The sequence below is a fragment of the Paenibacillus barengoltzii NBRC 101215 genome (assembly GCF_004000745.1).
Classification (GTDB): domain Bacteria; phylum Bacillota; class Bacilli; order Paenibacillales; family Paenibacillaceae; genus Fontibacillus; species Fontibacillus barengoltzii.
In genome coordinates this window covers 17,925-44,638 of record NZ_BILV01000042.1, presented here as the reverse complement: position 1 = coordinate 44,638, position 26,714 = coordinate 17,925, and the positions used below count along the sequence as shown (strand labels likewise).

The 26,714-nt window shown below is 54.2% G+C and carries 21 protein-coding genes; 17 read left to right on the top strand and 4 right to left on the bottom strand.

Annotation, left to right across the window (positions count from 1 at the left end; all coding sequences use genetic code 11):
* Positions 1–42 precede the first annotated feature (42 nt).
* Positions 43–783 (top strand): IclR family transcriptional regulator, encoded by a 741-nt coding sequence (locus tag PBA01S_RS13000; protein WP_028539412.1) that lies wholly within the window; start codon positions 43–45, stop codon positions 781–783.
* A gap of 143 nt (positions 784–926) precedes the next feature.
* Here PBA01S_RS13000 and PBA01S_RS12995 read toward each other — a convergent pair whose 3' ends face one another.
* Genes PBA01S_RS12995 through PBA01S_RS12985 form a run of 3 tightly spaced genes read right to left on the bottom strand, consistent with a single transcriptional unit; the run spans position 927 to position 4,081 of the window.
* Positions 927–2,549: an alpha/beta hydrolase family protein gene (locus tag PBA01S_RS12995; RefSeq protein WP_127576131.1), complete on the bottom strand. Its 1,623-nt coding sequence runs from the start codon at positions 2,547–2,549 to the stop codon at positions 927–929.
* Positions 2,550–2,584: 35 nt separating this feature from the next.
* Positions 2,585–3,688, bottom strand: a complete 1,104-nt coding sequence (locus tag PBA01S_RS12990; protein WP_127576130.1) for a DUF1648 domain-containing protein — start codon at positions 3,686–3,688, stop codon at positions 2,585–2,587.
* Between the two features lie 6 nt (positions 3,689–3,694).
* The gene (locus PBA01S_RS12985) at positions 3,695–4,081 is read right to left on the bottom strand and encodes a GntR family transcriptional regulator (RefSeq protein WP_016313538.1); all 387 of its coding nucleotides are present in this window, start codon (positions 4,079–4,081) and stop codon (positions 3,695–3,697) included.
* 144 nt (positions 4,082–4,225) lie between these two features.
* Between PBA01S_RS12985 and PBA01S_RS12980 the strand changes: the two genes are divergently transcribed.
* Entirely contained in the window at positions 4,226–5,098 is an 873-nt protein-coding gene (locus PBA01S_RS12980) for a GNAT family N-acetyltransferase (protein ID WP_164744155.1), read from the top strand.
* Positions 5,099–5,151: 53 nt separating this feature from the next.
* Here PBA01S_RS12980 and acnA read toward each other — a convergent pair whose 3' ends face one another.
* Positions 5,152–7,869, bottom strand: a complete 2,718-nt coding sequence (acnA, locus tag PBA01S_RS12975; protein WP_028539416.1) for an aconitate hydratase AcnA — start codon at positions 7,867–7,869, stop codon at positions 5,152–5,154.
* Positions 7,870–8,104: 235 nt separating this feature from the next.
* Here acnA and PBA01S_RS12970 point away from each other — a divergent pair, with 235 nt between their 5' ends.
* From PBA01S_RS12970 to PBA01S_RS12900, 15 genes are all read left to right on the top strand, one after another.
* Positions 8,105–9,109 (top strand): amidase domain-containing protein, encoded by a 1,005-nt coding sequence (locus PBA01S_RS12970; protein WP_085278674.1) that lies wholly within the window; start codon positions 8,105–8,107, stop codon positions 9,107–9,109.
* Positions 9,110–9,165: 56 nt separating this feature from the next.
* A complete protein-coding gene (locus PBA01S_RS12965; RefSeq protein WP_028539418.1) occupies positions 9,166–10,260 on the top strand; it encodes a D-alanine--D-alanine ligase in 1,095 nt (364 codons plus the stop codon).
* Between the two features lie 53 nt (positions 10,261–10,313).
* Positions 10,314–10,637 carry a hypothetical protein gene (locus PBA01S_RS12960; protein WP_016313533.1) on the top strand — a complete coding sequence of 108 codons (324 nt, stop codon included), beginning with the start codon at positions 10,314–10,316 and terminating at the stop codon, positions 10,635–10,637.
* Positions 10,634–11,635 (top strand): UV DNA damage repair endonuclease UvsE, encoded by a 1,002-nt coding sequence (gene uvsE / locus PBA01S_RS12955; RefSeq protein ID WP_028539419.1) that lies wholly within the window; start codon positions 10,634–10,636, stop codon positions 11,633–11,635. Before PBA01S_RS12960 ends, uvsE begins: the two co-directional genes overlap by 4 nt.
* Positions 11,636–11,738: 103 nt before the next feature.
* Entirely contained in the window at positions 11,739–12,509 is a 771-nt protein-coding gene (gene fabI, locus PBA01S_RS12950) for an enoyl-ACP reductase FabI (RefSeq protein ID WP_016313531.1), read from the top strand.
* Between the two features lie 202 nt (positions 12,510–12,711).
* Positions 12,712–13,581, top strand: coding sequence for an inositol monophosphatase family protein (locus tag PBA01S_RS12945; protein ID WP_174844485.1), 870 nt, complete (start codon positions 12,712–12,714; stop codon positions 13,579–13,581).
* A 73-nt stretch (positions 13,582–13,654) separates the two neighbouring features.
* On the top strand, positions 13,655–13,903 hold the full coding sequence (locus tag PBA01S_RS12940) for a hypothetical protein (RefSeq protein ID WP_016313529.1): 249 nt from the start codon (positions 13,655–13,657) through the stop codon (positions 13,901–13,903).
* 117 nt (positions 13,904–14,020) lie between these two features.
* Positions 14,021–15,280 (top strand): stalk domain-containing protein, encoded by a 1,260-nt coding sequence (locus tag PBA01S_RS12935; RefSeq protein WP_127576128.1) that lies wholly within the window; start codon positions 14,021–14,023, stop codon positions 15,278–15,280.
* A 633-nt stretch (positions 15,281–15,913) separates the two neighbouring features.
* Positions 15,914–18,232, top strand: a complete 2,319-nt coding sequence (locus PBA01S_RS12930) for a glycoside hydrolase family 65 protein (protein ID WP_085170614.1) — start codon at positions 15,914–15,916, stop codon at positions 18,230–18,232.
* Positions 18,229–20,595, top strand: coding sequence for a glycoside hydrolase family 65 protein (locus PBA01S_RS12925; RefSeq protein WP_127576127.1), 2,367 nt, complete (start codon positions 18,229–18,231; stop codon positions 20,593–20,595). Before PBA01S_RS12930 ends, PBA01S_RS12925 begins: the two co-directional genes overlap by 4 nt.
* A gap of 49 nt (positions 20,596–20,644) precedes the next feature.
* Positions 20,645–21,277: a beta-phosphoglucomutase gene (gene pgmB / locus PBA01S_RS12920; RefSeq protein WP_127576126.1), complete on the top strand. Its 633-nt coding sequence runs from the start codon at positions 20,645–20,647 to the stop codon at positions 21,275–21,277.
* Between the two features lie 278 nt (positions 21,278–21,555).
* Complete coding sequence (locus PBA01S_RS12915; RefSeq protein ID WP_254899739.1) at positions 21,556–23,334, top strand: sensor histidine kinase; 1,779 nt, start codon at positions 21,556–21,558, stop codon at positions 23,332–23,334.
* Between the two features lie 20 nt (positions 23,335–23,354).
* A complete protein-coding gene (locus PBA01S_RS12910) occupies positions 23,355–24,680 on the top strand; it encodes a response regulator (RefSeq protein WP_127576125.1) in 1,326 nt (441 codons plus the stop codon).
* 104 nt (positions 24,681–24,784) lie between these two features.
* A complete protein-coding gene (locus PBA01S_RS12905; RefSeq protein WP_016313522.1) occupies positions 24,785–25,729 on the top strand; it encodes a carbohydrate ABC transporter permease in 945 nt (314 codons plus the stop codon).
* 1 nt (position 25,730) lies between these two features.
* Positions 25,731–26,597, top strand: coding sequence for a carbohydrate ABC transporter permease (locus PBA01S_RS12900; RefSeq protein ID WP_016313521.1), 867 nt, complete (start codon positions 25,731–25,733; stop codon positions 26,595–26,597).
* Positions 26,598–26,714 lie beyond the last annotated feature (117 nt).

The window sequence follows — 26,714 nt, the reverse complement described above, 5'->3', positions numbered from 1 at the left end:
TGTAACCGAGTTTCATATAGTGAAACCTAAGGAGGATGCCGGATGGAAGATCGGAAGCTGACGGTGCGCGCAGTTGAGCGGGCTTTGGATATTTTGGGATGCTTCACAAAAGCAAGCGATTTGGGGCTGACGGAGATCGCCGCCGAAATCGGCCTTCATAAAAGCACGGTCCATCGCTTGTTGACCACGCTGGAGGATCGGGGCTATGTGATCCGCGATCCTGCTACGGAGAAGTATCGACTCGGCCTGAAGATCTGGGAGCTGTCGACCCATATGTCCCACAGCGACGATCCCGCGGTGCTGCTGCTGCCGCAGATGGAGCGGCTGCGCGACCGCCTTGGCGAGACGGTCAGCCTCTATTTACGCGACGGCATCGAGCGGATACGGATTCAGGCGGTGCAGAGCAACCAGGCCATCCGCCGGGTGGCGCCGGTCGGGGCGCGGCTGCCGCTGTATGTGGGCGCGTCCAGCAAGGTGCTTGTCGCCTACTCGGGCGACGAAGTGCTCCAAGCGGTGCTGGACAGCCCGGACTGGCCGCCGACGATCGATAAGGCGGCCTATGTGGCGCAGCTGGAGGATATCCGCAGGATCGGATATGCCACCAGCTACGAGGAGCGGGAGCCGGGGGCGTCGGCGGTGTCCGCGCCGATTTTTGACCGGACAGGGAAGCTTGCCGCCGCCCTGTCCGTGTCGGGGCCGGTCAGCCGCTTGACGCTGCAGCGGCTGGAGGAGTACGGGCCGATCCTGATGGAGGCGGCCCGGGAGATGGGCATGCTGATGTAGGCGCGCCTGGCGGCAGCCACCGATCAGCATGCAGTGCACGGCAAAAACGCCTGCGCAGGGAGGGACCCTTGCGCAGGCGTTTTTATTATGGCCTTATTGGTGAGCTCACTAGACGCCGTGGCAGTCAGCAAGCATCACGCGCCTTATTTGATTCCCAGAAGCCAAGCGGCGATATCGTCGATGATCTCCTTGGAGACGTTGGACGGCTGGGCGTATTCGGCGCCGATCGAAAGGCCATCCACCTTAGCCAGCAGGTGGTTGACCTGCGGGTAAGACTTAAATGTGACGTCGTTGCGGTTTTGCAGGGCGGTTTTCCAGCCTTCAAATTGTTTCATCGTCACTTGCCAGTCGTTCTCGCCTTGCAGGATCAGCATCGGAACGGATTGCTGTTTGGCGAGCTCGGTCGGCACGTAATTCTTCTGCTCGAACCACCAGTAAGCCGGTTGGGCCGGGAATTGCTCTGGCATATGATCTACCGTATACTGCGGGTCGTTAACCATCGCAGCGATGGACGTATACACCGCAGCTTGCTGCTCATACGGTGCTGAGTCCAACCCCAGCTGCTTCACGCGGCTGACGAGCCCGGCTTGCTGCTCCGCCAACAGATCGGCGAACTTGCCGCTTGGCCCGGACAGCAGAATCGTCCCGGCGATGTCGCCGTTGGTATCGCCTGCGATGATCAGCGGCATCGCATAACCGCCTTGGCTGTGGCCCGCAACGAAGATGCGCGAGGCATCGATTTCCGGTGTCTGTTTCAATAACGCCACCGCTTTCAAGGCATCGTCAACCGTCTCTTTTTTCAGCGTAAACTTCGGATCGGCGGCGACTTTGAAGGTATGCTCGTACGTCACTTTGTCGTACCGCAGGACGGCGATGCCTTGCTTCGCCAAGCCCACCGCCAGATCACGGAACGGCTTGCCGCCGCCGATCGTCTCATCCCGGTCGTTAGTGCCGGAGCCGTGCACCAGCACGACGGCAGGGAATGGGCCTTCGCCCGCAGGCAGCGTTAGGGTGCCCGGTAAGGCCATGGCGCCTTCCCCAACGGTGACTTCCCGCTCGGTATAAGCGGAGGGGTCTTCATAGGCCGGCTTCTGGTAGGCCGATTCGGCTGCAGCGGCGATATACATATCGTCGATCTCACCAGCGGCATTTAGCCGCAGCGTTAAGTTCACAGGAACGGCACTAGTCTGAAAGACGTACGTCACGTTGCGGTGGACGGAATTGATCGATACGCTCTTGGAAGGCGTGCCAACCGCTTTGCCGAACACGGTCTCATAATTGGCCCAGAGCTGATTCAGCAGGGGAGCCGGAAGGTAAGCCGAAGCAGAGGTGCTTACATATTTCGCCGCTTCGGTACCGTTCCCGGCAAGCAACGCGTTCAGGAACAAGTCGGCGGTGTCCGTCACTCCTGCATCCGCATCGGCAGATTCATTTTCCCCAAACACGCTAGTAAACCATTGGGCATCCACTAGCGCTCGGCCTTGCGTAATGCGTACAGGCTCTTCCAAAACAACACGTTTGCCATCCACCAGTGCTTCCGTCGAACCAAGGGTCAGCTCCAGCTTATGTCCGTCCTTGGTGATAATAATGCTGTGGTTGTCCGGCACCCAATCCACTTGCGCGCCAAACCCCTCGGCTGCCTCCCGTACAGGGATGAGTGCGGTGGCGCTTTGCTGAGAAGCCATTGCGGATGCCGGCGGAAGTGCCAGACTTAAGGTGAGTGCAGCAGCGGTGGCATGCTTGAACAGTTGGGATCGCTTCGTCATTTCAGATTCCTCCTTAATATTCAAATAAGTATCCTTTATTTCGCCAGCCAGGCAGACCAGATGATAACGACCAGAATGCCCAGCAGGGTAAGCCACGATATCGGATTTGCGAAGTTCATTGTCCAGCCGATTCCCGTTCTTTTCTCCACAAATAGAGTGGGGTCCTGCGGATTAAAATAAATGGCTCCGAGCTTCCAGTAACGGTCATCCTGAACCGGAGCGGTACCTGCGTGGCCGAGGATACGCCCGCGCCCAATCCGGCTGCCGCCTTGACCCGTCGTAAAGCTCAGTACTATGGCAAACAACACAATCAATACAGGGACAGCCAGGCTCACCAGCATGATGACGCCGATATCCATGGGACGAATCATGTTGACTTGAATGAACGAAAACATCAGGATCAACGCCAAGGACGAGGTCACCGTAAAGACGGACCATCTCCGGCGGAACGCGGCATTTTGACGGAGCGAGCGCTCTGGATCGGAGGCTTGGAGCTGTTGCTTGCTGTGATGGATCGACCAATTCACAAACCAGAACAGCAACGTTAAGATGACCTGCATCACGTTAGGAAACAGTACGACGCGGTAGGATTTGGCGGCACTGCTGACCACTTGACCCGAAAAATCAAACTTCATCGCCACCGTATCAGGGATAGACGCGTATTGGCTTAGGGTCAGAGCTGCGCTTATGACAATGATGACAGCGTGGATCAGGAACCACTTGCCCGATAACGTCAGCCTTTGGCGGCGAAACCCGGTGTCCACCGCAATCACGGCAGGAGAGGACGGAGCCGCGGGCAGGGACGGGCGGAGTTTCTTCATCCGGAAGTAAAACGTTAGATAAAGTCCCGTGGAGATCGCGAGGACAGCCCCGAGATAAATAGCAAACAGGGTGCCCTGCTCATTGCCATCCTTGTTCCACAGGCTGACGAAGCAGGCAATCAGCAGGAGCGAGTAGATAGTTGTGCTGATGGAGGCGTACAGCCTGCGCAGCCGCCGCACCGGTTCGCTCCAGTATTGCTCCTCGCTCACGGATACGCCAAAGCTGACCGTCTCCCGAGTCAAATAAGGCATCAAGGCTAAGGACACCAGCAAGGGCAAAAATATCAACAATAAGAGAAACGTAGATAGCAGGTGCATATCGTTCTACTCCTTTCGAGAAATCTCTTGATGGATTTCCTCTACGATCCGAAGCAATTCTTCCTTCTCCATCCCGCGGCAGATCGCTTCGGCCACGATGGGACGCAGCTCGCGCCGCTGTTTCTCGCGAAATTCCGGCGTAATCGGCGGCATGGCCACCGGATCGACGACAACGCCCTTTTGGCGGTGGACTTGGATATAACCTTCCTGCTTCAGAATCGTGTAGGCTTTGTTGACCGTGTGCAGGTTAACGCCGATATCGGAAGCCAAGCTGCGTACGGACGGCAACGGTTCGCCCAGTTGAAGCCGTCCGCTGGCAATTCCTTCGATAATCTGATTGACCAGTTGTGTGTAAATCGGGACGTCCGATTGTAAATCCAACTGAATGATCACGGACAGGCATCTCCTTTTTGTTCTAACTGTTATACATTAAATATAACAGATGGTTTATATGGTGTAAAGTAGGAGGAGAACATGAATTGACGGGGATATGAAATCATGATTAGATTATCCTTACCATGAATGGGGGAGTTAGAGGTGGCGGATTATTTACTTACTCAATTAACGGGCTTCTCTCCTGAAGCTCTCGATCCGATCCGCGAGTTGGAGCGGATATGCCGTGAGACAGATGGAACTGATCTCCGCATTGGCTTAGACAATTTGACAGCAGATAGCAGCGACCGCGTCTATCTTTATCAGACCGAGGGGCGCTTGATCGGATACTTCAGCTGGTATTCCGTAGATGGGATCGAGGCGAACATCAGCGCGATGGTGCATCCGCAGCGGCGTCGCCAAGGGATATTTCGAGCTTTGCTGGAGGCGGCGGCAAAGGATATGCGCAAGCAGGGGATTCAAGCCTGTCGATTTAAAGTTCCGGCGGATTCGGATGCCGGTCAACATACCATGGAGCATCTGGGCACCAAGTTCGACAAATCGCAGTACGCCATGGAGTTTCAAGCATTACATCATGAGGAGCTCAGAAACCCGAACCTCGTGATCCGCCCGGAAACGCTGGAGGATTTCGGTTTTATGGTACGCTGCTCCACCCAAGCCTTTGGCGATTCGGAGGAGTGGACGCTACGCTATTTCGGGAATACCCGGGAGCCTCATCGGCATGCGTACATTGGCTTTGATGGGGCGGAGCGGGTCGGTATGATCCGGGTGAAGCTTCTGGGGAGCGATACGGCGGTGATCCATGATTTTTGCGTGTCGCCGGACATCCAAGGGCGCGGGTATGGGCGAGACATACTGATGCAAACCGTGCGACTGCTGCTTTCGGAAGGACGAACGCGGATTCGCTTAAGCGTCATTACGGAAAATCGCAATGCGCTAGAGCTCTACCGCAGAATAGGCTTTGGGATCGTGTCGAAATCGGATTACTACATTTGTAATTTAGAGGCATGGCGATAAGAAAAAAAGAGTTCCCTTCACGGCAAATGAAGGGAACTCTTTTTCATGTTGATTTACGCGTTTGCTGCGATCATCTGACGCAACACGGTTTGCAGGATACCGCCGTTGTGATAGTAATCCACATCGACCATGCTGTCGAGGCGGGCAATCACGTTGAACTGGAACGTGCTGCCATCCTGACGGGTTGCCGTTACCGTTAATTCTTGGCCCGGTTTCACGTCATTGCTCAGGCCTTCGATATCAAACGTTTCGGTGCCGTCGATGCCGAGCGTTTTCCAGCTTAAACCTTCCTTAAATTGCAGCGGCAGAACCCCCATACCTACCAGGTTACTGCGGTGGATCCGTTCGAAGCTCTCCGCGATAACCGCTTTAACGCCCAGCAAGTATGTGCCTTTCGCTGCCCAGTCACGGGAGCTTCCGGTACCGTATTCTTTGCCGGCAATGACGACGAGGTTTTGGCCTTCGGCTTGATATTTCATCGAAGCGTCGTAGATCGACATCACTTCGTCCGTTGGCAAGTATTTCGTTACGCCGCCTTCTGTCCCCGGTGCCACTTGGTTGCGGATGCGGATGTTCGCGAACGTACCGCGCATCATTACCTCATGGTTACCGCGGCGGGACCCGTAGGAGTTGAAGTCCTTGCGTTCAACGCCATGCTCGGTCAAATATTTGCCGGCCGGGCTGCTTGGTGAAATGTTACCTGCTGGCGAGATATGGTCGGTCGTTACCGAATCGCCGAGCAGAGCCAGCACGCGTGCGCCGCGAATGTCCGCGATGTCGGACAAGCCTTCGCCAATCTTCTCGAAGAACGGTGGATTTTGGATATACGTCGATTTCTCATCCCACTCATACAGCTCGCCTTGCGGAACCGGAATGGAATTCCAACGTTCATTCTGCGTGAAGACATTCTCGTATTTGCTGCGGAACATCTCCGGACTCATCGATTGACCGATCGCTTCCTTAATTTCTTGGGAAGTAGGCCAGATGTCCTTCAGGTAAACCGGTTGATTGTCGCGGTCGTAGCCGATCGGATCGTTCTGCAGGTCGATATTTACCGTACCTGCGAGCGCATAAGCAACGACCAGCGGCGGAGAAGCCAGATAGTTCGCTTTCACTTGCGCATGGACGCGACCTTCAAAGTTCCGGTTGCCCGAGAGCACTGCCGCTACCGTCAGATCGTTATCGGCAATCGCTGCGCTGACTTCGTCCGGCAACGGACCGGAGTTCCCGATACAGGTTGCGCATCCGTAACCGGCAACGTGGAAGCCAAGCGCTTCGAGCGGCTCGATTAAGCCGGCTTTTTGCAGATACTCCGTTACCACGAGGGAGCCCGGAGTCAAGCTGCTCTTCACATAACCCGGCTTGGTCAGACCGCGTTCAACGGCTTTCTTCGCCAGCAGGCCAGCGCCGACCATAACGCTTGGGTTGGAGGTATTCGTACAGCTCGTAATCGCCGCAATCACGACAGCACCGGTCTTCAGTTCGCTCGTCGAACCGTCCGGATGCTTCACCGGTACGCTCTGTTCGATCTTCTCTTCAGTCAGGCCGTAACCGCCTTTCTCAACCGGCGTGCGGATGATGGAGTTGAAGCTCTCTTTCATCGCTGTCAGTTCGATGCGGTCCTGCGGACGCTTCGGTCCAGCCAAGCTTGGGACAACGGAGCCAAGATCCAGCTCGATCAGATCGGTAAATACCGGATCCGGGGTATCGTCCGTGCGGAACATGCCTTGGGCTTTGTAATAAGCTTCAACCAGCGCAATTTGCTCTTCGGAGCGGCCGGTGCTGCGCAGATAAGCGAGCGTTTCCTTGTCTACCGGGAAGTAACCAATCGTTGCACCGTATTCCGGGGCCATGTTTGCCACGGTTGCGCGATCGGCAAGGCTGATGTTGGTCAGGCCTGGACCGTAGAATTCCACGAATTTGCCGACAACGCCTTTCTTCCGCAGCATTTGCGTAACGGTCAGCGCCAAGTCGGTTGCCGTAGCGCCCTCAGCCAGACTTCCCGTGAGTTTAAACCCGATAACTTCTGGAGCGACAAAATAGAGCGGTTGCCCCAGCATACCCGCTTCGGCCTCGATCCCGCCAACGCCCCAGCCAACGACGCCAAGACCGTTGATCATCGTCGTATGGGAGTCGGTACCTACGAGGGAATCCGGGTAAACGAACGTTTCGCCGTTTACGTTCTTCGTAGCGGCTACAGATGCCAGATACTCCAGGTTGACCTGGTGAACGATCCCGGTAGCCGGAGGTACGGCGCGGAAGTTATTGAAAGCGGTTTGCGCCCAGCGCAGGAAGCGATAACGCTCTTCATTGCGCTCGAACTCAACCTTCATGTTGTACTCGAGCGCATCTGGGGAACCAAACGCGTCGACCATGACAGAGTGGTCGATAACGAGGTCAACCGGCACAAGCGGATTGATCTGTTTTGGATCTCCGCCGGCTTTCTTCACGGTGTCGCGCATCGCAGCGAGGTCAACGACAACCGGTACACCGGTGAAATCTTGCAACACAATACGAGCGGGGATAAAAGGAATCTCTTTATTCTCATCGCGGCCCTCGCTCCAACCGGCGATTTGCTTCACGTGTTCTTGAGTGATCGCTCTTCCGTCATATTGGCGGACAGCGGCTTCAAGCAATACTTTAATGGAGAACGGAAGTCTGGAAATCTTGCCCAGACCTTGTTGTTCAAGAGCCTGCAGGTCATAGTAACGGTAGCTCTTGCCGCCGACCTCCAACGTACGGGCAGCGGAGAAAAAATCGTTCGCTGACATGAATGAACCTCCTTGATTCATAGTTTCACTAGATGAAACATTATTTCAAAAATTCCTGACTTAAGTATACCTTTCCTGCCGTGGGGAGTAAAGTACTTTTTGAGCCTGATTCTGGCTCGTTTGGGCTTTACCGGTGCGGTTGAATAGGCTTTCAAGCCTAGGGCGGCGAGGTGCAGAACATACTCCCTCCCAGGCATTCATATAATGGCTAATAGTGAAAAGGAGGCGTGGACGTATGGCGGAGGAATGGAAGAAGACGTTATCGGTTTATGTAAACGAACAGAACCAGGACGAAGTGGACTATCGCACGCCTAGCGGGGGCACGGTCGTAACCGATGTGGATTATCTCATGCGGCGGGGAGAGCGGAAGCGCAGACTGGAGAGCTGGTATCGTCTTCGGGGCGCTTCGCCGCTGCGCTGCGAGACCCGAGCCAAGCTGGTGCGTGAGATCGAGAAGCGTGAGGGCGAGATTGAGGTCGATCTGCAGTTGTCCCGCAAAATCTACTATGAAAAAGGCGGAGCCCGCCATCAGGAGGAGCGAATCGAAAAGCAGCGGCTCACCTTGGCGCGCGACGGTTCCGGCTGGATCGTGAGCAAGGTGGAACAGCCGGTGCCTGAGCGGCATCCGGTGATGGTGCTCCCTGATCATAATGAAGCAGAAGCGGCGGGGCGGAAGGGAGCTGTGCCGCGGCCTTTTTTGAACCATGAAGTTCTCGGGTTAGGAGGCTCACGCAGCATCGCATACCGTCGTGAGGAAGCCGTGTTATACGCGGATCGGTGGTGGGACAGCTTTAATCCTGAATTCGCCGCGTTTGAGGTGGATTGCACGAACTATATCTCCCAGTGCCTCTTTGCAGGCGGAGCCCCAATAAACTATACTGGAAAAAGAGAATCGGGCTGGTGGTACAAAGGTTATGTCGGCGGACGGGAGCTGTGGAGCTACAGCTGGTCAGTGGCCAATGCGTTAGCGCGCTATCTCGGCCAGAGCCGAACCGGACTTCGCGCCGAACTGCTCGAGCGTCCGGAGCAACTCCAGCTGGGCGATGTAATCGCCTATGATTGGGACGGCAACGGCATGTTTCAACACAATACGATCGTGACCGCGTTCGACGCTGGCGGCATGCCGCTGGTTAACGCCCATACGACACCAAGCAAGCACCGTTATTGGGATTACCGGGATTCCTATGCCTGGACCGAAAAGACGGTGTATCGTTTTTATCATATCGCGGACCGTTTCTAGAGATGAATTCAGTGAAGGTTCATGGAATTACCTAATATGAAGGAAAGAGGTTGCTCATGGGACAGGACAGAATAACCGTAGGCCTCATCTACGGGGGTAAATCAGGAGAGCATGAGGTTTCGCTGCAGACGGCCTTCGCCGTATCTAAGGCGTTTAATTTTGACAAGTACGAGTTGCTTCCTTTTTATATTGATAAGCAGGGCAAATGGAAGGTAGGCGAGAAGCTGAACGCGCCGTTTGCTGCACTGGAAGAGCTGAAGCTGGAAGAGAGCAAAGGCGATACGGCTGCTGCGATGGGGCTGTTGTTCAGCAAGCTTTCAACGGGCCAATCGGAAATTGACGTCGTGTTCCCGCTGCTGCACGGCACCAACGGTGAAGACGGCACGATCCAAGGGCTGTTCGAAATGGCAGATCTGCCTTACGTTGGAGCGGGCGTGCTGGCTTCCGCGGCCGGGATGGATAAGGTCATCATGAAGAAGTTGTTCGCCGAGGCCGGACTTGAGCAATGTGCGTACTGCTATTTCACTGCATCTGAATGGGAGCGATCAAGCCATACGCTGATCCAGAGCATCGAGGAAAAGCTGGGTTATCCGTGCTTTGTCAAACCAGCCAATCTTGGCTCCAGCGTAGGGATCTCCAAAGCGCGCAACCGTGAAGAGCTGCTGTCCTCCGTGGCGCTGGCCTTCCGTTATGATCTGAAAGTGATCGTTGAGGAGTTTGTCGATGCTCGCGAAGTGGAGGTTGGGGTGCTTGGCAACGATGAGCCGCTGGCCTCTGTACCCGGAGAAATCGTCTCTTCCAGCGAATATTACGATTATCAAGCCAAATATTTGGATGGAAAATCGCAAATGCTGATTCCTGCGCCGATCGATACCGAGTTGGCTGATCGAATCCGGGAACTGGCGGTTAAGGCGTTTAGAGCGATTGCCGGCAGCGGGCTGTGCCGGGCTGATTTTTTTGTGCGGAAGTCAGATCACAAAATTTGGATTAACGAAGTGAACACCATGCCGGGCTTCACGCCGTTTAGCATGTATCCGCTCCTGTGGCGCGAAACCGGAGTAGCTTATGAGGTGTTGCTGGATCGCTTGATCGAGCTGGCGCTGGAGCGCTACGAAGCCCGGCAGGCGCTGGAATTCGAAAGCGGCATTTAGTCTGCGGCGGCGATAGCCGCCCGGACAGCCGGCTGAGAAAGGAAGAGATAACAGTGGGATTTCAAACGGAATTTAACTCAGTTTGTAAATTCAAGAAAGAGCAGGAGCTGTACGAGCTGTTAGAATACGGCAAGGGTAAAATGCTCAAAGAAGGGCTGCGCGTGTTCCCGACAGGTCAGAAAGTCATCGCGTATTCGCCGGATAACAAGGCGGTGGCGATCGTGAAGATCACCGCTTGTGTTGCTGAGATTAACTTCAATGGAGAGGAAGTTACTTCGGTTGAGCTGGAGTTGATCCGTCCGCTGACGGAGGAGGAGTCTGCCGTGCAGACCGCTCTGGCGCACGAAATGTTCTTCGGAGATCCGGACCGGAAATGATCGTGCGCTTCGGTTATGTGGCGATGTCCACCGTAATCGCCAACGCGTCGCCTTCCAAGACGATGACGTTAAAGACGTTTAACGGAATTGCGGATCGTGAGGCAGCGATCCGTAGACTGGAGACGATTGCGGAGGAGAACCTGCATAACACACTGCGCCTGCTTCGGCATAACGTCGGCAACGATATTCAGGTGTACCGCTTCTCTTCGAAGCTGATTCCTCTGGCGACGCATGAGTCGCTGTCTGACTGGAATCCTTACGAAGCGCTGCGCGAGCCATTTGCCGCCGTGGGGAAATATGTCAAGGAGCACGGCCTTCGGGTGTCTTTTCACCCGGACCATTTTACGGTACTGAGTACACCGCGGCCTGAGGTGCTGAAATCCTCGATCCGCGATCTGCATCATCATGTTGCGATGTTTGATGCGATGGGCCTGGATGCCCGGGCGAAGAACAATATCCATGTTGGCGGCGCCTACGGGGACAAGCTGTCTGCAGGAGCCCGGTTCCGCGAGAATGTCACGGGACTTCCGGAACGCATCAAGCAGCGGTTGACGTTCGAAAACGATGACAAGACGTTTAATGCTCGCGAGACGCTAGAGCTATGCGAAGCGCTGGGGATTCCGATGGTTCTGGATATTCACCACCATTGGGTGAACAATGAAGGCGAAAGCCCGGCGGAGCTGTGGCCGCGAATTCTGGCGACATGGCAAACGCCGTATGCGCAGGCCGATTCGCCGGCAGACGATCCGCTGCCGCCGAAGATCCATGCGTCCAGTCCGAAGAGCGCCAGCGATCCGCGTGGGCACGCCGATCACGTCATCGTTCTGCCGCTGCTTGAGTTTCTGCGCAGCATCGCTCCGATCACCGATCGGGTGGACGTGATGCTGGAGGCGAAGCTTAAGGACGGGGCGCTATTTGCGTTAATGGAGGATTTGGCGCGATACCGGGAGGAAGGCGTGGAGATTTTGGATGGAGCAAGCGTGCGCATCCAGCCGTAATTTTCGTGGACAAGCCCGCTGAACGCTGGTTCTCTTGAAAAATGAAGGGAAATACGGTAAGTTGTACAAAATGAAGGTGTATTTAATATAGAGGAGGATTTTCATGGGTGATTTGTTAGCGGGGAAAAATGTGATCGTGATGGGGGTTGCTAACGAGCGCAGTATCGCATGGGCAATTGCGCAAAGCTTGGCAGAGCAAGGTGCCCGTCTGGCATTTACATATGAAAGTGAACGCGTAGAAGGCCGGGTCCGCAAACTGGCCGAAACGATTCCAGGTTCGTTGATTCTGCCGTGCAACGTGACGGTAGATGAGGAGATCGACCGACTGGCTGACACACTGAAATCTGAATTTGGCGTTCTGCATGGTCTGGTGCACAGTATTGCGTTTGCCAAAGGTGAGGATCTGGCGGGTGAGTTTATGGACACGTCCCGTGAAGGTTTTGCATTGGCTAACGACATCAGCGTCTATTCCCTGGTGGCCGTATCGAAGCGCTTGTCGCCGCTCATGACGGAAGGCGGAAGCATTATGACGATGACGTATATGGGATCGGAGCGCGTAATGCGCAACTATAACGTAATGGGCGTGGCAAAAGCCGGACTGGAAGCATCGGTACGTTACTTGGCTAACGACCTTGGGCCGAAGAACATCCGCGTTAATGCGATTTCGGCTGGACCGATCCGTACATTGGCTGCGAAGGGGATCAGCGATTTCAACTCCATCCTCAAGCAAGTTGAGGAGAAAGCTCCGTTGCGCAAAACGACGGACACCGCTGAAGTTGGCGACACGGCGATGTTCCTGATCAGCCATCTGTCCCGCGGAATTACCGGAGAGGTCATTTTTGTAGACGGCGGGTATAATATCGTAGGTGCATAACGTAAAGACCGCTTGCGGTTAGTCAGCAAAAAGTTCGTTTCCGGCGGGGTACATTCTCTGCGATTGGACACGGACTTTTTGCATATAAAGTAAAGCGGCTTTCGTTTGATTTCCATGGCGGGCAGGCGAAAGGACGCAACTTTGCATATTTCAAGACGTATAGTTTTTAGGGAGTAAATTATCAGTATAAGATGAAAGTAGAGTGAATCGATTGGAATCGAATCCGAAAGTTCCATATGTGGTAGGCAGCAAGAGTCCGACGGCCGTAGCGATCAACTGCGCTGCGAAAGCGGGAGAATGGATTAAGAGCCGGCTGGGGGACTACCGTGATCTGAGTACGAAGCAATCGCCGCAGGATTTGGTAACGGATGTGGATAAGGGTGCGGAAGCGATGATTCGCAAGCTGATCTTGACGCATTTTCCAGATCATGAGATCCTTGGCGAAGAAGGTGTAGCCCCAGGAGCGGCGGCATCTGCTGCAGCGCTGAAGCAGGGGAGCGAGTCGGAGTATTTGTGGATCGTCGACCCGGTGGACGGAACGACCAATTTCGTGCACGGATTTCCGTTTTTCTGCGTATCGATAGCGCTGGCATATAAAGGGGATGTCATAATCGGCGTGATATATGACCCAATTCGCGACGAGATGTTTGTGGCAGAGAAAGGCAAAGGCGCCTACATCCACGGGCAGAAGTCGAAGGTGTCCAACGATGCAACATTGTCCGGCAGCGTGATTGCGGTAGGGTTTAACCCAGACCGGGATTTTGCTTTGCCGGTAAATATGCGCGGTTTGAACGCGTTGTCTGGACAAGTGCGCAGCCTGCGCGCTGCCGGTTCAGCTGCATTGCATTTGGCGTATGTTGCTGCGGGACGGCTTAGCGGTTATTATGAGGTTGGATTGAACGCTTGGGACGTTGCGGCGGGTGCACTGATCGTAAAGGAATCCGGAGGAATAGTGACGGATACCGCGGGCAACCCTTATCACATCGGCGTACGTCATTTGGTTGCCAGCAATGGCAAAATTCATGACGAACTGCTTGGAGTTATCCGGGCTGCCGACGCGACGGGCCTGTAAAAGAAATAAAATTTTGATTTAGATTTGGCGACAGCAAATGCTTAATCCATATTTACCGGAAGGAGTGTCCAGGATGAGCGATAGCAAGGATTTGGAACGCGAGCTCAGCGAGATGCTGACGGAAGGGGAATACGGCAATGAGAAAGAACGCCGTGAGGAGGAACGCAGAAGATTGTCACCGAAGTACGAAATCCGAATTCAGACCACGTTGGATCCGATTGTGGAGGAGACGCTGAATTACCGGAAGATGGCCAAGGAAGTCGATGGCCGTTATGATGAGTATTTAAAAAGGACCGGGCGCGCGGAGAATAAGCCGGAATAGCACAGAGTGCGCAGCATTCGCCGGTGTAAGATGCAACAACGAGACCTGAGGCCAACAGCGAAAAACCTCAGGTTTTTCGCGCTATTATACTTATTTTTATCCAAGGAGTTGAATAGCTTGAAGCATCCTCGTATGAACAAGGTTTCCGCCGTTGCGGGAGCGCTCGCCCTCATTCTTATCTTGGTCAGCGGCATCGCTGCAAAACCAACCCAAGCTGCGCCAGCGGTCGATGACTACCTGATCGTTGCGCTGGGCGATTCCATTACAGCCGGGTACGAGCCGGGCATGACTGAGCAGAGCGTCCCTTACGGCTTCGTGGAACGTCTTAAAGAACAGGGGCTGTTCCATGCACGGACGTCTGCCGTGAATTACGGTATTCTGGGTCTGACCAGCGAAGGTTTGAAAAATTACGTGACCGCCATCCAGAAGGGGGTACCGGTGGCTGGCGCAGACATTCAAGCGAACTTGCCGGATCCTCGCATTGCTTCCTTTGCGTCGGGGGTTGCTCAAGCAAAGGCTGATCTGCAGAAAGCTGATTTGATCACGATTACGATCGGCGGGAATGACCTGCTGAAACTGCTTCCGGATATGAAAAACATCTCGCTGGATCAACTCCGCGCCCAAGGCGATGAGGTGTTGACGCATTATGGCGACAACCTGCGCGAGATCGTCCGCATCTTGCAGGAGTTGAATCCTTCGGCGCAAATCGTGATTGCGGACCAATACCAGCCGGTGCCGAAGCTGGCCGGCACAGCGATCTACGATGAGCTGCAGCAGTTCGCCGGTAAGTTTACCGGGATCGTGGATGGCGTTGTTGCCGATCACGCTGGGGATGCGAAGCCGGTCAAAGCAGCCCATGTGGCAGCCGCTTTTATCGGGCGGGAAATTTCGCTGACGCATATTTTCTCCGACACGGATATCCATCCGAACCAAGCGGGATATGAGGAAATCGCCAAGATTTTTGCTGAATCGGTTTGGGGAAGCTATCGGACGACGACCGCCAAGACAGGTGGAGCTCCGATATCCGTTGTGGTGAAGGGCCAAGAGTTGAACACGCCGTATCCGCCAATCTTGAAGAACGGGCAGACGTTTGTGGCTATCAAGGACATCACCGATGCAATTGGAGCGCAAAGCAAATGGGATTCACGCACCGCCACCGCCACGATTACTTATGGCAGCCGGACGGTTGTAATCCCGATTGGCGCGAAGCAAATCAAAGTAGATGGAACGCCGGCGACGACGGCAACCCCAGCATTCCTGCAAAAGGTCGGCAAAGAGAACAAAACCTATGTTCCGCTGGCTTTGCTCGTGCAGGGACTTGGGCTTGACGTGCAATACAGCAGCAAAATGAAGACGGTATTTATCAACGAACTTTAATTTTTATCGAGTTGGCCAACAAATCAGCCGGAGCGTGGAGAACGCTCCGGTTTTTTTGCGTTGCGGGTGCCGCGAGCTCGGCGGGATATATATGGCGGCCGGTTCTTCTCGACATTATCCCGATGAGTCAGGGGGGAGTAGAAGAAGAGGGACGAGTGAAAAAAGCGGCGACTGAATAAAAGCGGCAACTGAATAAAAGGGAAGATAAAGCCATAAGAGAGGCCTGAATGAACGGGATAATGGTGCAGAAGATCAGCAGGACCTGACACAAAGGGATACAGATGTAAAGAGACTGTCCTGAAGGAAAGGGATACAGATCTAAAGGTGTAGGTCCTGATGGAAAGGGATACAGATCTAAAGGGGTAGGTCCTGATGGAAAGGGATAAAGGTGTAAAAGGGTGGAGTCTGAATGAAGGGGATAATCATGTAAAAAGGGTACTGAGCTAAAGGGATAATCGTGGAATTGAGGGGGAGAGATGTTCCAGGGATACGGCGGGTTGGGCGGCTGGATGCCAAATCCGTACGATCGCACATAAGCTCCTTAGTCCTGGACATTTGGCCGCAACGGGCGTTCCGCTAAGCTAAGTGGGAGAGGTTTATCTTATGGATACACATAGAAGGAGATGGCGGAACATGCCGAAAATCGCGGACAAATATTTACAGGTCGACCCTTGGAAGGTCGTGGAGGTCGGCTTTGATCCGGGACGTAACCGGGTCAGCGAGTCGATTTTTTCACTGGGGAATGAATATATGGGGGTCCGAGGCTACCCGGAGGAGGGGTATAGCGGTGATACGTTGCTGGGCAGCTATTTCAATGGATTGTTTGAGGAGAGCCCGGTGACGGCTCATTACAAGGGAATTATCAAATCGTTGCGCTTTATGGTAAACGCAGTGGATTGGTTGCATACGCGGATTACGTTGGACGGAGAAACGCTGGATCTAGCGGAGAGCCGGTTCAGCGGCTTTCGGCGGGAGTTGGATTTCCGCACGGGCATCTATACTCGGGAGTTCGTGTGGCATACCGCCAGCGGGAAAGATGTTCAGCTCACATTTGAACGCCTCGTCAGCATGAAGGTGTCTCATCTCGGGGCACAGCGAATCACATTGACGCCGCTCAACTTCTCTGGTTCAATCCAGGTGCGAACCGGCCTGAACCTCAAGGTGATCCATGAGGATCAGCAACGGTGTTACTGGAAGGAACTGAAGCAAGATGAAGCCAAGGCGAGCGATGGAACCCCGATCGCAGCAATTCTAGGGGAGACAGTGAACACGGGGAACCGGTTGTTTTCCGGGTTCCATGTCGTTGCACCGGACGCGGTTACGGACGAGTTGGTGCAGGAAGACAGCTACATCGGCCGGGTTCTGACTTTGACGCTGGAGCAAGGCAAGCGCAGTACGCTGGATAAACTCGTAGTGAACGTGGCTGATAAAGATCGCTCCACCCAGAATGATGACCTCTGGCTGCGAGGGATCGAGCTGACAGCGCAACACATACAGGCTGGATTTGATGCGGCTGCGGCCAACCAGCGGGCATACTGGGATCAGGTATGGGCGGAATCGGATATTGCCATCGAAGGTGACCCGGAGAATCAGCAAGGGATTCGCTTTTGCATTTTTCAGCTGTATCAGACTTACCATGGCGATAACCCCGGCTTTAACATCGGGGCGAAGGGGCTGACCGGCGAGGCGTATCGCGGGCTGGCTTTCTGGGATACGGAGTCGTATTGCTTGCCGTTTTATATTTTCAACAATCCGAAGGCGGCGCGGAGCTTGCTTGAATTCCGTTACCGGACGCTTCCTGAGGCATTGAAGCGGGCCAAGGAGTTGGACTGTGAAGGAGCGTTTTATCCGATTGCGACCATCGACGGAACGGAAAGCTGCGATCTGTGGCAACACTCGAATCTGCAGCTGCATGTCGGCACGGCGGTTGCGTACGGGTTGCGCCATTATGTGAAGATGACGGGCGATAAGTCGTTTTTGTATGAAAAAGGTGCGGAAATGCTGATTCAGATCAGCCGTTTTTATGCGTCACGCGGTCAGTGGGGACAGCAGTCGGGCAAATACGGCTATTTCGGCGTCATGGGCCCGGATGAGTTCCAGCTGATGGTAAACAACAACTGTTATATCAACCTGATGGCCAAGAAGCTGTTCGAGTATACACTGGAGGTGCTGGAAGCGATGCGGAATGAGGCTTCCGCTGCTTATGACAAGCTGGCAGCCCGCCTTGGCCTGACGGAGGAAGAACAGCAGGATTGGCAAAACAAAGCGCAGCATATGAAAATTCCGCGGGATGAACGGACGGGAATTTTTGAAGAGCATGATGGCTTTTTTGACCTGCCGCATCTGGACATCCATTCGATCCCGGTCACGGAGTTCCCACTGTATTCGCATTGGTCGTATGACCGTTTATACCGCTACGACATGATTAAGCAACCGGATGTGCTGATGTTCATGTTCCTGTACAGCAGCGAATATTCGCTCGAGGAGAAGCGCGCCAACTACGATTATTACGAGCCGCGCTGTATCCACGAATCGTCGTTGTCGCCGTCGATCCACTCGATTTTGGCGGCGGAAATCGGACGTTCGGATGAGGCGTATAAGTTCTTCGAATTTGCGACCCGGTTAGATCTGGACAACTACAACCGCAATACGCGGGAAGGTCTTCATACCACGTCGATCGCTGCCGCTTGGATGAACATCGTGTACGGTTTCGGCGGGATGCGGTCCGATGGGGAGCTGCTTGCGTTGAATCCAAGCATCCCTGAACGTTGGGAGAGCTATCGATTTATGGTGACGTATCGCGGCACGAAGCTGCAAGTTGAAGTGGATCAGAACCAGGTCAGCATCCGTGCAAAGTCCGGCGGCGTGGCGGAAGTTCAGGTGTACGGCAACCTGGTGAGCATCGATGAAGCCGGGATTCAGTTGCCGCTGCGAAAGGCGGTCGTTCAGTGAGCTGGATCATTCGTGAAAGCGGGTTTGACCCGGAACGAATCGCACATCACGGCAACAAGTTTATGATCGGGAACGGGGTTCTCGGATACCGGGGGACATTGGAGGAGTTTGGCAAAAAAGAGCTGACTGCAACGATCGTCGCTGGACTGTACGACCAAGTGGGGGGCAAGTGGCGTGAGCCGGTGAATGCTCCTAACGGGCTGGATACGAAAGTTTATTGGAACGGCACGAGGCTAAGCGTGTTCGAGGCCGGAAATGTGGCTGCAGGAGACAAAGCGGTGAACAGCGTAAATGTAGGCAGAGAGCTTGATCACAGCCGAGTAGAGCTTGTGAGCCATGAGCAGTCGCTGGACCTGCGTCAGGCGGTGCACCGCCGACGGTCGGTGTTCCGCACCGCGGATGGTGGGGAGGTCGCGATCACTGCGGAGCGGTTCTGCAGTGCGGCGCGCACAGAACTGATCGTATGCCGGTTCACCGTAGAGAGTAGCCGTGATGGCGAACTGACGATTGTCACCGGCATTAACGGTGACGTATGGGACATTAATGGTCCGCATCTTGTGCGGATGGAGAGCGATGTGGACGGGGCAGAGGGCGGTGCGGCTTGGGAAGTCGTATCGCTTAGCGCTTCGACGCAGGAGCTTGGCTTGCCGATCACCGTAGCGGAAGCGGCAGAGGTGGCGAGCGGCGGGGAGCATGAAGTTTTACGGAAGGATCTATCTATCCGCCGCCGGTTTCATGTGCATTGCCGGGCTGGGGAGCCGGTCGTGCTTGAGAAAACTGTCGCCGTGGCGGCCGGCCTGGAAGGGGAAACGGCTGACGAGGTTCGAGCGGCTGCGATCCAGTGGGCCCGGGAAGCGGGGCAGCTTGGATATGATCAGCTGCTGAGCGAGCACGCTGAATATTGGGAGCGCAAGTGGAGCGCCTCCGACATCCTCGTTGAAGGCGATGAGGAAGCCCAGCTGGCCTTGCGCTATAGCATGTATCAGCTGCATATCATCGCACCAGATCGCTCGGAGAAAGTGTCTATTCCGGCCCGGGGGTTGTCCGGCCAGGTGTACAAGGGTGCGGTGTTCTGGGATACGGAGATGTTTATGCTGCCGTTCTTCCTGTATACCCAGCCCGAGGTGGCGCGGAATCTGATGATGTATCGGGTGCATACACTGGCCGGGGCGAAGCGCAAAGCAGCCGAGTACGGCTATGAAGGTGCCTTTTATGCCTGGGAGAGCCAAGAAACAGGGGACGACGCCTGCACCTTGTTTAACGTCAATGACGTGTTCACCGGCCGTCCGATGCGAACCTATTTCCGTGATAAGCAGGTGCATATCAGCGCAGACGTAGCATACGGAATCTGGCAGGTTTACGCGTTTACCGGTGATGACCGTCTGCTGTTAGATGGCGGCGCAGAGGTTGCGTGGGAGTGTGCGAAGTTCTTTTATTCGTATGGATATTTCAATCCTCGGAAGCAGCGCTACGAAATTCTCGACGTGACGGGGCCGGACGAATATCATGAGCGGGTGAATAACAACGCGTTCACGAACCGGATGGTGAAGGAGTGCCTGCGTATCGCTTTGGATGCGATGGAGATTTTGAAGCGGGGTAACGTTGAGCGTTATGAGCAGCTGCTGGCAGACAGCCCTATACAGCCGGAGCATATCCGCGACATGTATGAACGGTTGTACGTTCCCGAGCCGGATACTCAAAGCCGCTTGATTGAGCAGTTTGATCGCTATTATACGCTGGAGGATGTTACGCTCACACAGCTGAAGTCGCGCATGCTGCATCCCCACGAATATCTCGGCGGAGGGAACGGACTTGCGACGACAACGCAAATTCTTAAGCAAGCCGATGTCGTGTTGATGCTGCACCTGTTTAAGGACGATTACGATCCAGCCGTTAAACAAGCGAACTGGGCATACTACGAGCCGCGCACCGAGCATGGATCGAGTCTCAGCGCTTGCATTTATGCGCTGGTGGCGGCGGATACGGGATCACCGGATTGGGGTTACCCTTACTTTATGCGGACGGCGACGATTGACTTAACCGGTGATTCTAAGCAATACGTCGGTGACTTATACATTGGCGGGACGCATCCCGCGGCGAATGGCGGGGCATGGATGGCGGCAGTGTTGGGATTTGCCGGCTTGCGGTATGACGGGGACAAGGCGGTGCTTCGACCGGCGTTGCCGTCGGCCTGGCAGGCAATCGAATTCCCGGTACGCTTAGGCGGTGGTTCTTATCGGATCCGGGTCAGCCGGGAAGGGGTGACCATCACGGCACCTCGCGATAATCCGGCTGCACTGCGGTTTATCGTGGGAGACCGAGAGCTGACGGTGGCGCCGGGCCACGAAGTTCATATCGCATAGGAAAAGAGCCATTGGGAAGCTACCCTAAGAGATTAAAGGAGAATCCATCATGTTAGAAACGATGAAAGGTGCGATCTTCGACCTCGACGGCGTGATCGTGGATACGGCCAAATACCACTATCTCGCCTGGCGGGCGCTGGCGCACCGGTTAGGCTTCGAGTTTACCGAAGCCGACAATGAGCGGCTGAAGGGCGTCAGCCGCATGGAATCGCTGCGCATTCTGCTCGAGGTGGGCGGCGTGGAAGCTACGGAGGTAGAACGCGAGAAGATGGCAGCCGAGAAAAATCGCGAATATGTTGAGTATATTTCGAAGCTGGAGCCTTCGGAAATTTTGCCGGGGGCGAAGGAGTATTTGCTGCAGCTGCGCGAGCGGGGCGTCAAGGTCGCGCTGGGGTCGGCGAGCAAAAACGCCGGGTTCATCTTATCCCGGCTCGGCATCGCGGAGCTGTTCGACGCGGTGATCGACGGCACCAAGGTGTCCAAGGCGAAGCCGGACCCGGAGGTGTTCCTCGCGGCCTGCACCGCGCTGGCGTTGCCGCCGTCTGACTGCGTCGTGTTTGAGGATGCAGAGGCGGGCGTGCAGGCGGGCAAAGCCGCAGGCTGCCGCGTCGTTGGCATCGGCAGCCCGGACATTCTGGCTGACGCCGACCTTGTCGTCAGCGGGCTGCATGAACTGGTGTAATGGGCACGTTTGATCGCTTGGCCCGACACTGAAGTAAGTCCCTCGGAAACTTCCGAGGGACTTTTTGTTTTTTTAACTGGCAAGAAACTCAAAATCCCCTACACTAAGAATTAGGCAGGGGCCCGCCATCCGCGAGAACAGGAGGAACCGCCACGATCTTCGTAGAAACGCGCATACTTGCCGGTTTTTAGAATTGCTATAGTTAAATTGCCGGAGGTGCAACACCATTGAAGCTAAAACTTAGGAACCCGCTAGCTAATTTAAATGTGAAACAGCAGATGATCCTCCTCTTCATTGTGATGGTCATTCCGTTATTTATTCTGAACGCCTACGGCAACTATAAAGCGGATCAAGTGTTGAAGCGAAATGTCACCAACGCCTATATCGAGCTGAATAAGCAGAATTTCCGGCTCATCACCCGGGATATCGAGGCGATTAACAAAGTGACGTCAACCGTCTTCCAGCATCCGTTGCTTCAGCAACTGAACCCTAGCGGTGAAAGCTCGGAGACCGTTCTGGATCGGGTCAAAAATTACGAAAGGCTGGAGAACCTGCTGCTCAATTATTCGCAGGAAACCGATCAACGCGAGCCGGTGTATTATTCGCTGTACGTTTACGATCCGGACAACGCATATTTCTTTGCTCCGTACTATCCGGATGCGCGGAAAGCTGGCGTCTATTTTTTTCTTGAGAACGAGAAGCCGGAATGGTTTGATGAAGCTGTTGCGCAAAAAGGGAACGGTTATCTACGTATCATTGAGCACCTGTCCCCCTCTGGTCAAGGCTTACAAAATCAAAAAACGCTCGCTTATATCCGGGCGATTAACAGCATTTACAAAAACGGGACGATTGGCGTGCTGGTCGTGTCCAATGTAGACGGGCGCATCGGCGAATCGCTGCAAACCGTCTCAATTCCAGAGGGCGAGCTGTATTTTACCGATTGGAACAACCGGATCCTGACCTCCACACCGAACCTTTCGTCCACGCCAACGGGTTCCATATTGGATTTGCCGCCGGAAGCGGATCTAGGCGATTCGTTGATTGGGGTAAAGGATGTCATTACTGAGGATTTCATTTATGTGATTAATTATAATTACGTTCTGCAGGAAAAGCTGGTGTACAAAGTGCCCATCAAGGCCATGCTGCAACAGCAAAACGAAATCAAACGAATTATTCAGCTTATTTCCATTGCTTATTTTGCGGTGGGGCTGGTGTTAATCTTATATTTCTGGCGGTCGCTGATGACCCCGATTCAAAAATTGGTTTATTTCGTCCGCCGTTACGAGCCGGGCAATGTGGTGCCGGAGACGCCGCACCGGGATCGCAACGACGAGGTTAGCGTGTTGATTTCCACGATCTACGAGATGGCGCGCCGGCTGAATGGACTGATTCATTATAAATATCAGATGGACATCAAGCAGAAGGAAGCCCAGCTGCAAATTTTGTATCAGCAGATTAACCCGCATTTGCTGTACAACACGCTGGAGAGTATTTATTGGAAAAGCGCGATGGAAGGGAACACCGCCTCCGCGGAAATGATCAAGGAGCTGTCCAAGCTGATGAAAATCAGCCTAAGCCGCGGCCGAGAGCTGATCACACTGGAGGAAGAGCTGGAGCATGCTTCGGCTTACATCAAGCTGCAGGAGCATCGTTACGAGTACGGGTTCCGCGTGACGTGGGACATTCCCTTGGAGCTACATTCCACAATCATTCCCAAAATCACGCTGCAGCCGCTGATTGAGAACGCTATCATTCACGGTGTTAAACATATGGGAGAGGACGGCGAAATCCAGATTTGTGCCGAGGCGGACGAAGCGCTGGGCCGGGTCTACATTCGGATCGCGGACAATGGGTATAAGCCGGTCGATTTCGATGCGATCGACAAGCTGCTGAACGATGAAACGCCAAGTCCGTCGTTTGGTTACGGCATCCGCAATATTCATCAGCGGCTTCGGCTGCATTTTGGGCCGGAGTACGGCTTGAACTATGTGGGCCGCCCTGAAGGCGGAACCCTCGTCACCATTACCCTGCCGCTCACGGTGAACCGGAACGAATAACACGAACAGGGGGAACTACGATGTACAACGTATTGGTCGTCGACGACGAACCGTTGATCTGCAAAGGCTTATCCGGACTTCTAACCGCTTCAGGACTGGATATCGGTCAGATCTACACCGCGTATAACGGGCACGAAGCGCTGGATTACGTAAGAATGGAGGAAGTGGATCTGCTCGTCACCGACATCCAGATGGGAGAAATGAACGGGATCGAGTTGATGCAGCAGGCGAAGCTGATCAAGCCTTGGGTGCAGACGATCATCATCTCTGCGCATGAAACGTTCCAATACGCCCAGATGGCGATCCGGCTGGGTGCCAAGGACTATTTGATCAAGCCGCTGAACAGCGAGCAGTTCCTGGACTCGGTGCGCAACGCGCTGTTGAAAATGGATAAACCGATGCCGCAGGGCGAGGAGATTTTGGCCCGAGGTGCGGAGCATTTCCGCATGGAGGAGCCGCTTCCGGAATACGGCGAACGACTGAACCGTCTGTTAAGTGATCTCGCGGAGGGGGACGAAGAGCAGCGGTTTGCCGAAGCTGAGCGGTTGGGGCTGACGGGGCCGTATTTTTCGGTCATCAAAATCAAACTGGTGATCCCCGATGACAAGCAGCAATCCGGAGATCGGGATCGGGATGCCTGTCTGTTCCGTTACGCGGCGCTTAATATCGTGAACGAGCTGCTGCATCAGGAGTGGCGCGCAGCGTCTTTTTATACCGAGCGTTTGGAGATCGCTTTGATCTTGCAGTGGAGTGAAACGGAGTATGCCGAGCCGAATCTCAACAAAATCAATCAGCTCGAAATGCTTGGCCGCAGCTTGCATCATCACATTCATAAATATCTTGGCTTGCGGTGCACGGTCGGGATCAGCCAGATTCTTAAAGGAACGGGGTTCCTAAGCTTGCTCAGCCGGCAGGCGGACAAAGCGATGCTGTGGGGAGGCGAGCACGGGGATCATCATGTGTTTTATTATGGCGATTTTAACTGGCACAACTATTCCCAGGACCCTTCCACAGAAGAGCTGACCAAGCAGAATAACCGGATTGTGGAGAGCGCCAAGAAGTATATCGAGGAGAATTACCGGCAGAAGGGACTGACTATCCACGAGGTGGCCCGCAACAATCACGTCAGCCCCAATTACTTGAGCTACTTGTTCAAGAAAAATACCGGCTACAACCTCTGGGAATACGTGATTAAGCTGAGGATGGAAGAGAGCAAAGCGCTGATTCTGAACACGGATCTGCGCCGTTACGAGATCGCCGAACGTGTGGGATATGAGTCGCCGGAGCATTTTAGCAAGATATTTAAGAAATACTTTGGCGTCAGTCCTACCGAGCTGAAGAAATAACGATGAAGTAAGAACGACCATAGTTCACGGAGTTTTAGACATGTTCGACATACGGCTGCTTTTCTACAATGAAAAAAGACACTACGTAGAAAAGAGGGAGAACGATGGGGGAACCCGTGATTTCACCGGGGAACATGCAGCAGAACACGGTTAAAGCATCCACCTCCGCTTCGCAGAAGCCGCGGCGGGGATCGAACTGGAAGCAGTACATGTGGGGGTATCTTTTTCTGGTACCGGCGATTGCCATCTTTATCGTGTTCTTGTGGGTCCCGATCATCAAAGGGATGGTTTACAGCTTCTACAATATCGATTTCGTCAAAGGCAACACATTTGTCGGATTCGACAATTACGTAAAGGTGTTTCATAACCCAGACGTGCTGTTGTCGGTTCGCAACACCTTGTATTATATGCTCCTCTGTTTGGTTATCGGCTTCTGGGTGCCGATCGCAGCGTCAATCGCGATTTCCGAGCTGCGCTGGTTCCAAGGATTTGCGCGGATCGCCGCTTACCTGCCGTTCGTCGTACCGGGCGTTGTCCTGTATGGGATGTGGCGCTGGATGTACGATCCGGTGGGACCAATCAACGCCTTGCTCGGATGGTTTGGGGCCGATCCGGTGTCCTTTATTTCCGACGGCAGGTGGTCGATGGTTTCGATCGTCTTTATGGAGACGTGGCAGCAGTTTGGTTCAGCGATGCTGATTTACCTGGCTGGGGTGCTGAGCATTCCGCGGGATTGGTACGAAGCGGCGGAAATCGATGGAGCCGGCGTCTGGGCCCGGATCAAATACATCACGCTGCCGTCGATGCGGAACCTGATCGTGCTGATGTTGATTTTGCAGCTGATCGGCACATCTCAGGCGTACCAATCGCAGCTAGCATTGCTGGACGGCGGGCCAAACAAGGCCACGTTAACCTATGCCCTCCTGACCGTCAAATACGCCTTTACCCAGCTCGATTATGGGGCCGGGACTGCGCTTGGGGTTCTGATGTTCATCGTGCTAAGCGTGCTGGGCGTGTTGCAATACAAGCTGAACAAGGAGGAGTACTGATATGAAAGAAAGAGGCATCCTGTCGCCCTCCGATCTGCAGAAGCCGCTGAATAAAGTGGTCTACGGATTGATGTGCTTGTGCATTGCGGTGATGACGTTTACGATGTTGTATCCGATCGCGATGACGATGTTCAACGGATTGAAGAGTAACCAGGAGGTTAACTCGTTTCCGCCGCGATTCTTCCCGAAGGAATGGCATTGGGACAATTTCCCGAAAGCTTGGAATTATATCGATCTGCCGATGTTTTTGAAAAATACGCTGCTCATCTTCGGCGGCAACCTGCTGATGACCATTCTGGTGCTGGGTCTCGCTTCGTTCAGCATTTCGCGGATTCGCGTGCCATATAGCCGGGCGATCTACTTTTTTATTCTGCTGACGTTGTTCATCCCGGCGTCGAGCTATATGATCCCGAACTTCGTGAACCTGAAGGAGCTGGGGCTGCTGAACACCTATTGGGCGTTCTGGCTGCCGGCGGGAGCGAATGCGTATTATTTTCTGCTGATGAAAAATTTCTTCGACGGCATCCACCCGGAAATCTTCGAAGCGGCCCGGATTGACGGAGCTTCGGAGTGGACCAGTTACTTGCGGATTGCGGTGCCGCTGTCCGTGCCGATCTTCGCGACGTTGGCGATTTTTATTTTCTCTACGGCGTGGAATGATTGGTTCTGGCCATCGCTGGTGATGCACACGGAAGACAAATACACGCTGGCCACCGCGATCTACAAATATGTCATTAACGCGCGGAACATGGATAGCAGTGTGAAGTTCAGCATTTTGTTTATGGTGATGATTCCGCCGATCTTCGTGTTCCTGGGTTTCCAGAAGTTTATCATGCGCAGTGTGAGCCTGTCTGCGGTTAAGGGCTAGTGGTAACGGTTACAAAATCGTAGGCCTGCACACGAAAGTCATAAGATCACACATCGAATGCTAAATGTTTCTCTTTTATGATAAAAATGCAAGATTACCTAACTTATGAAAAGGGGA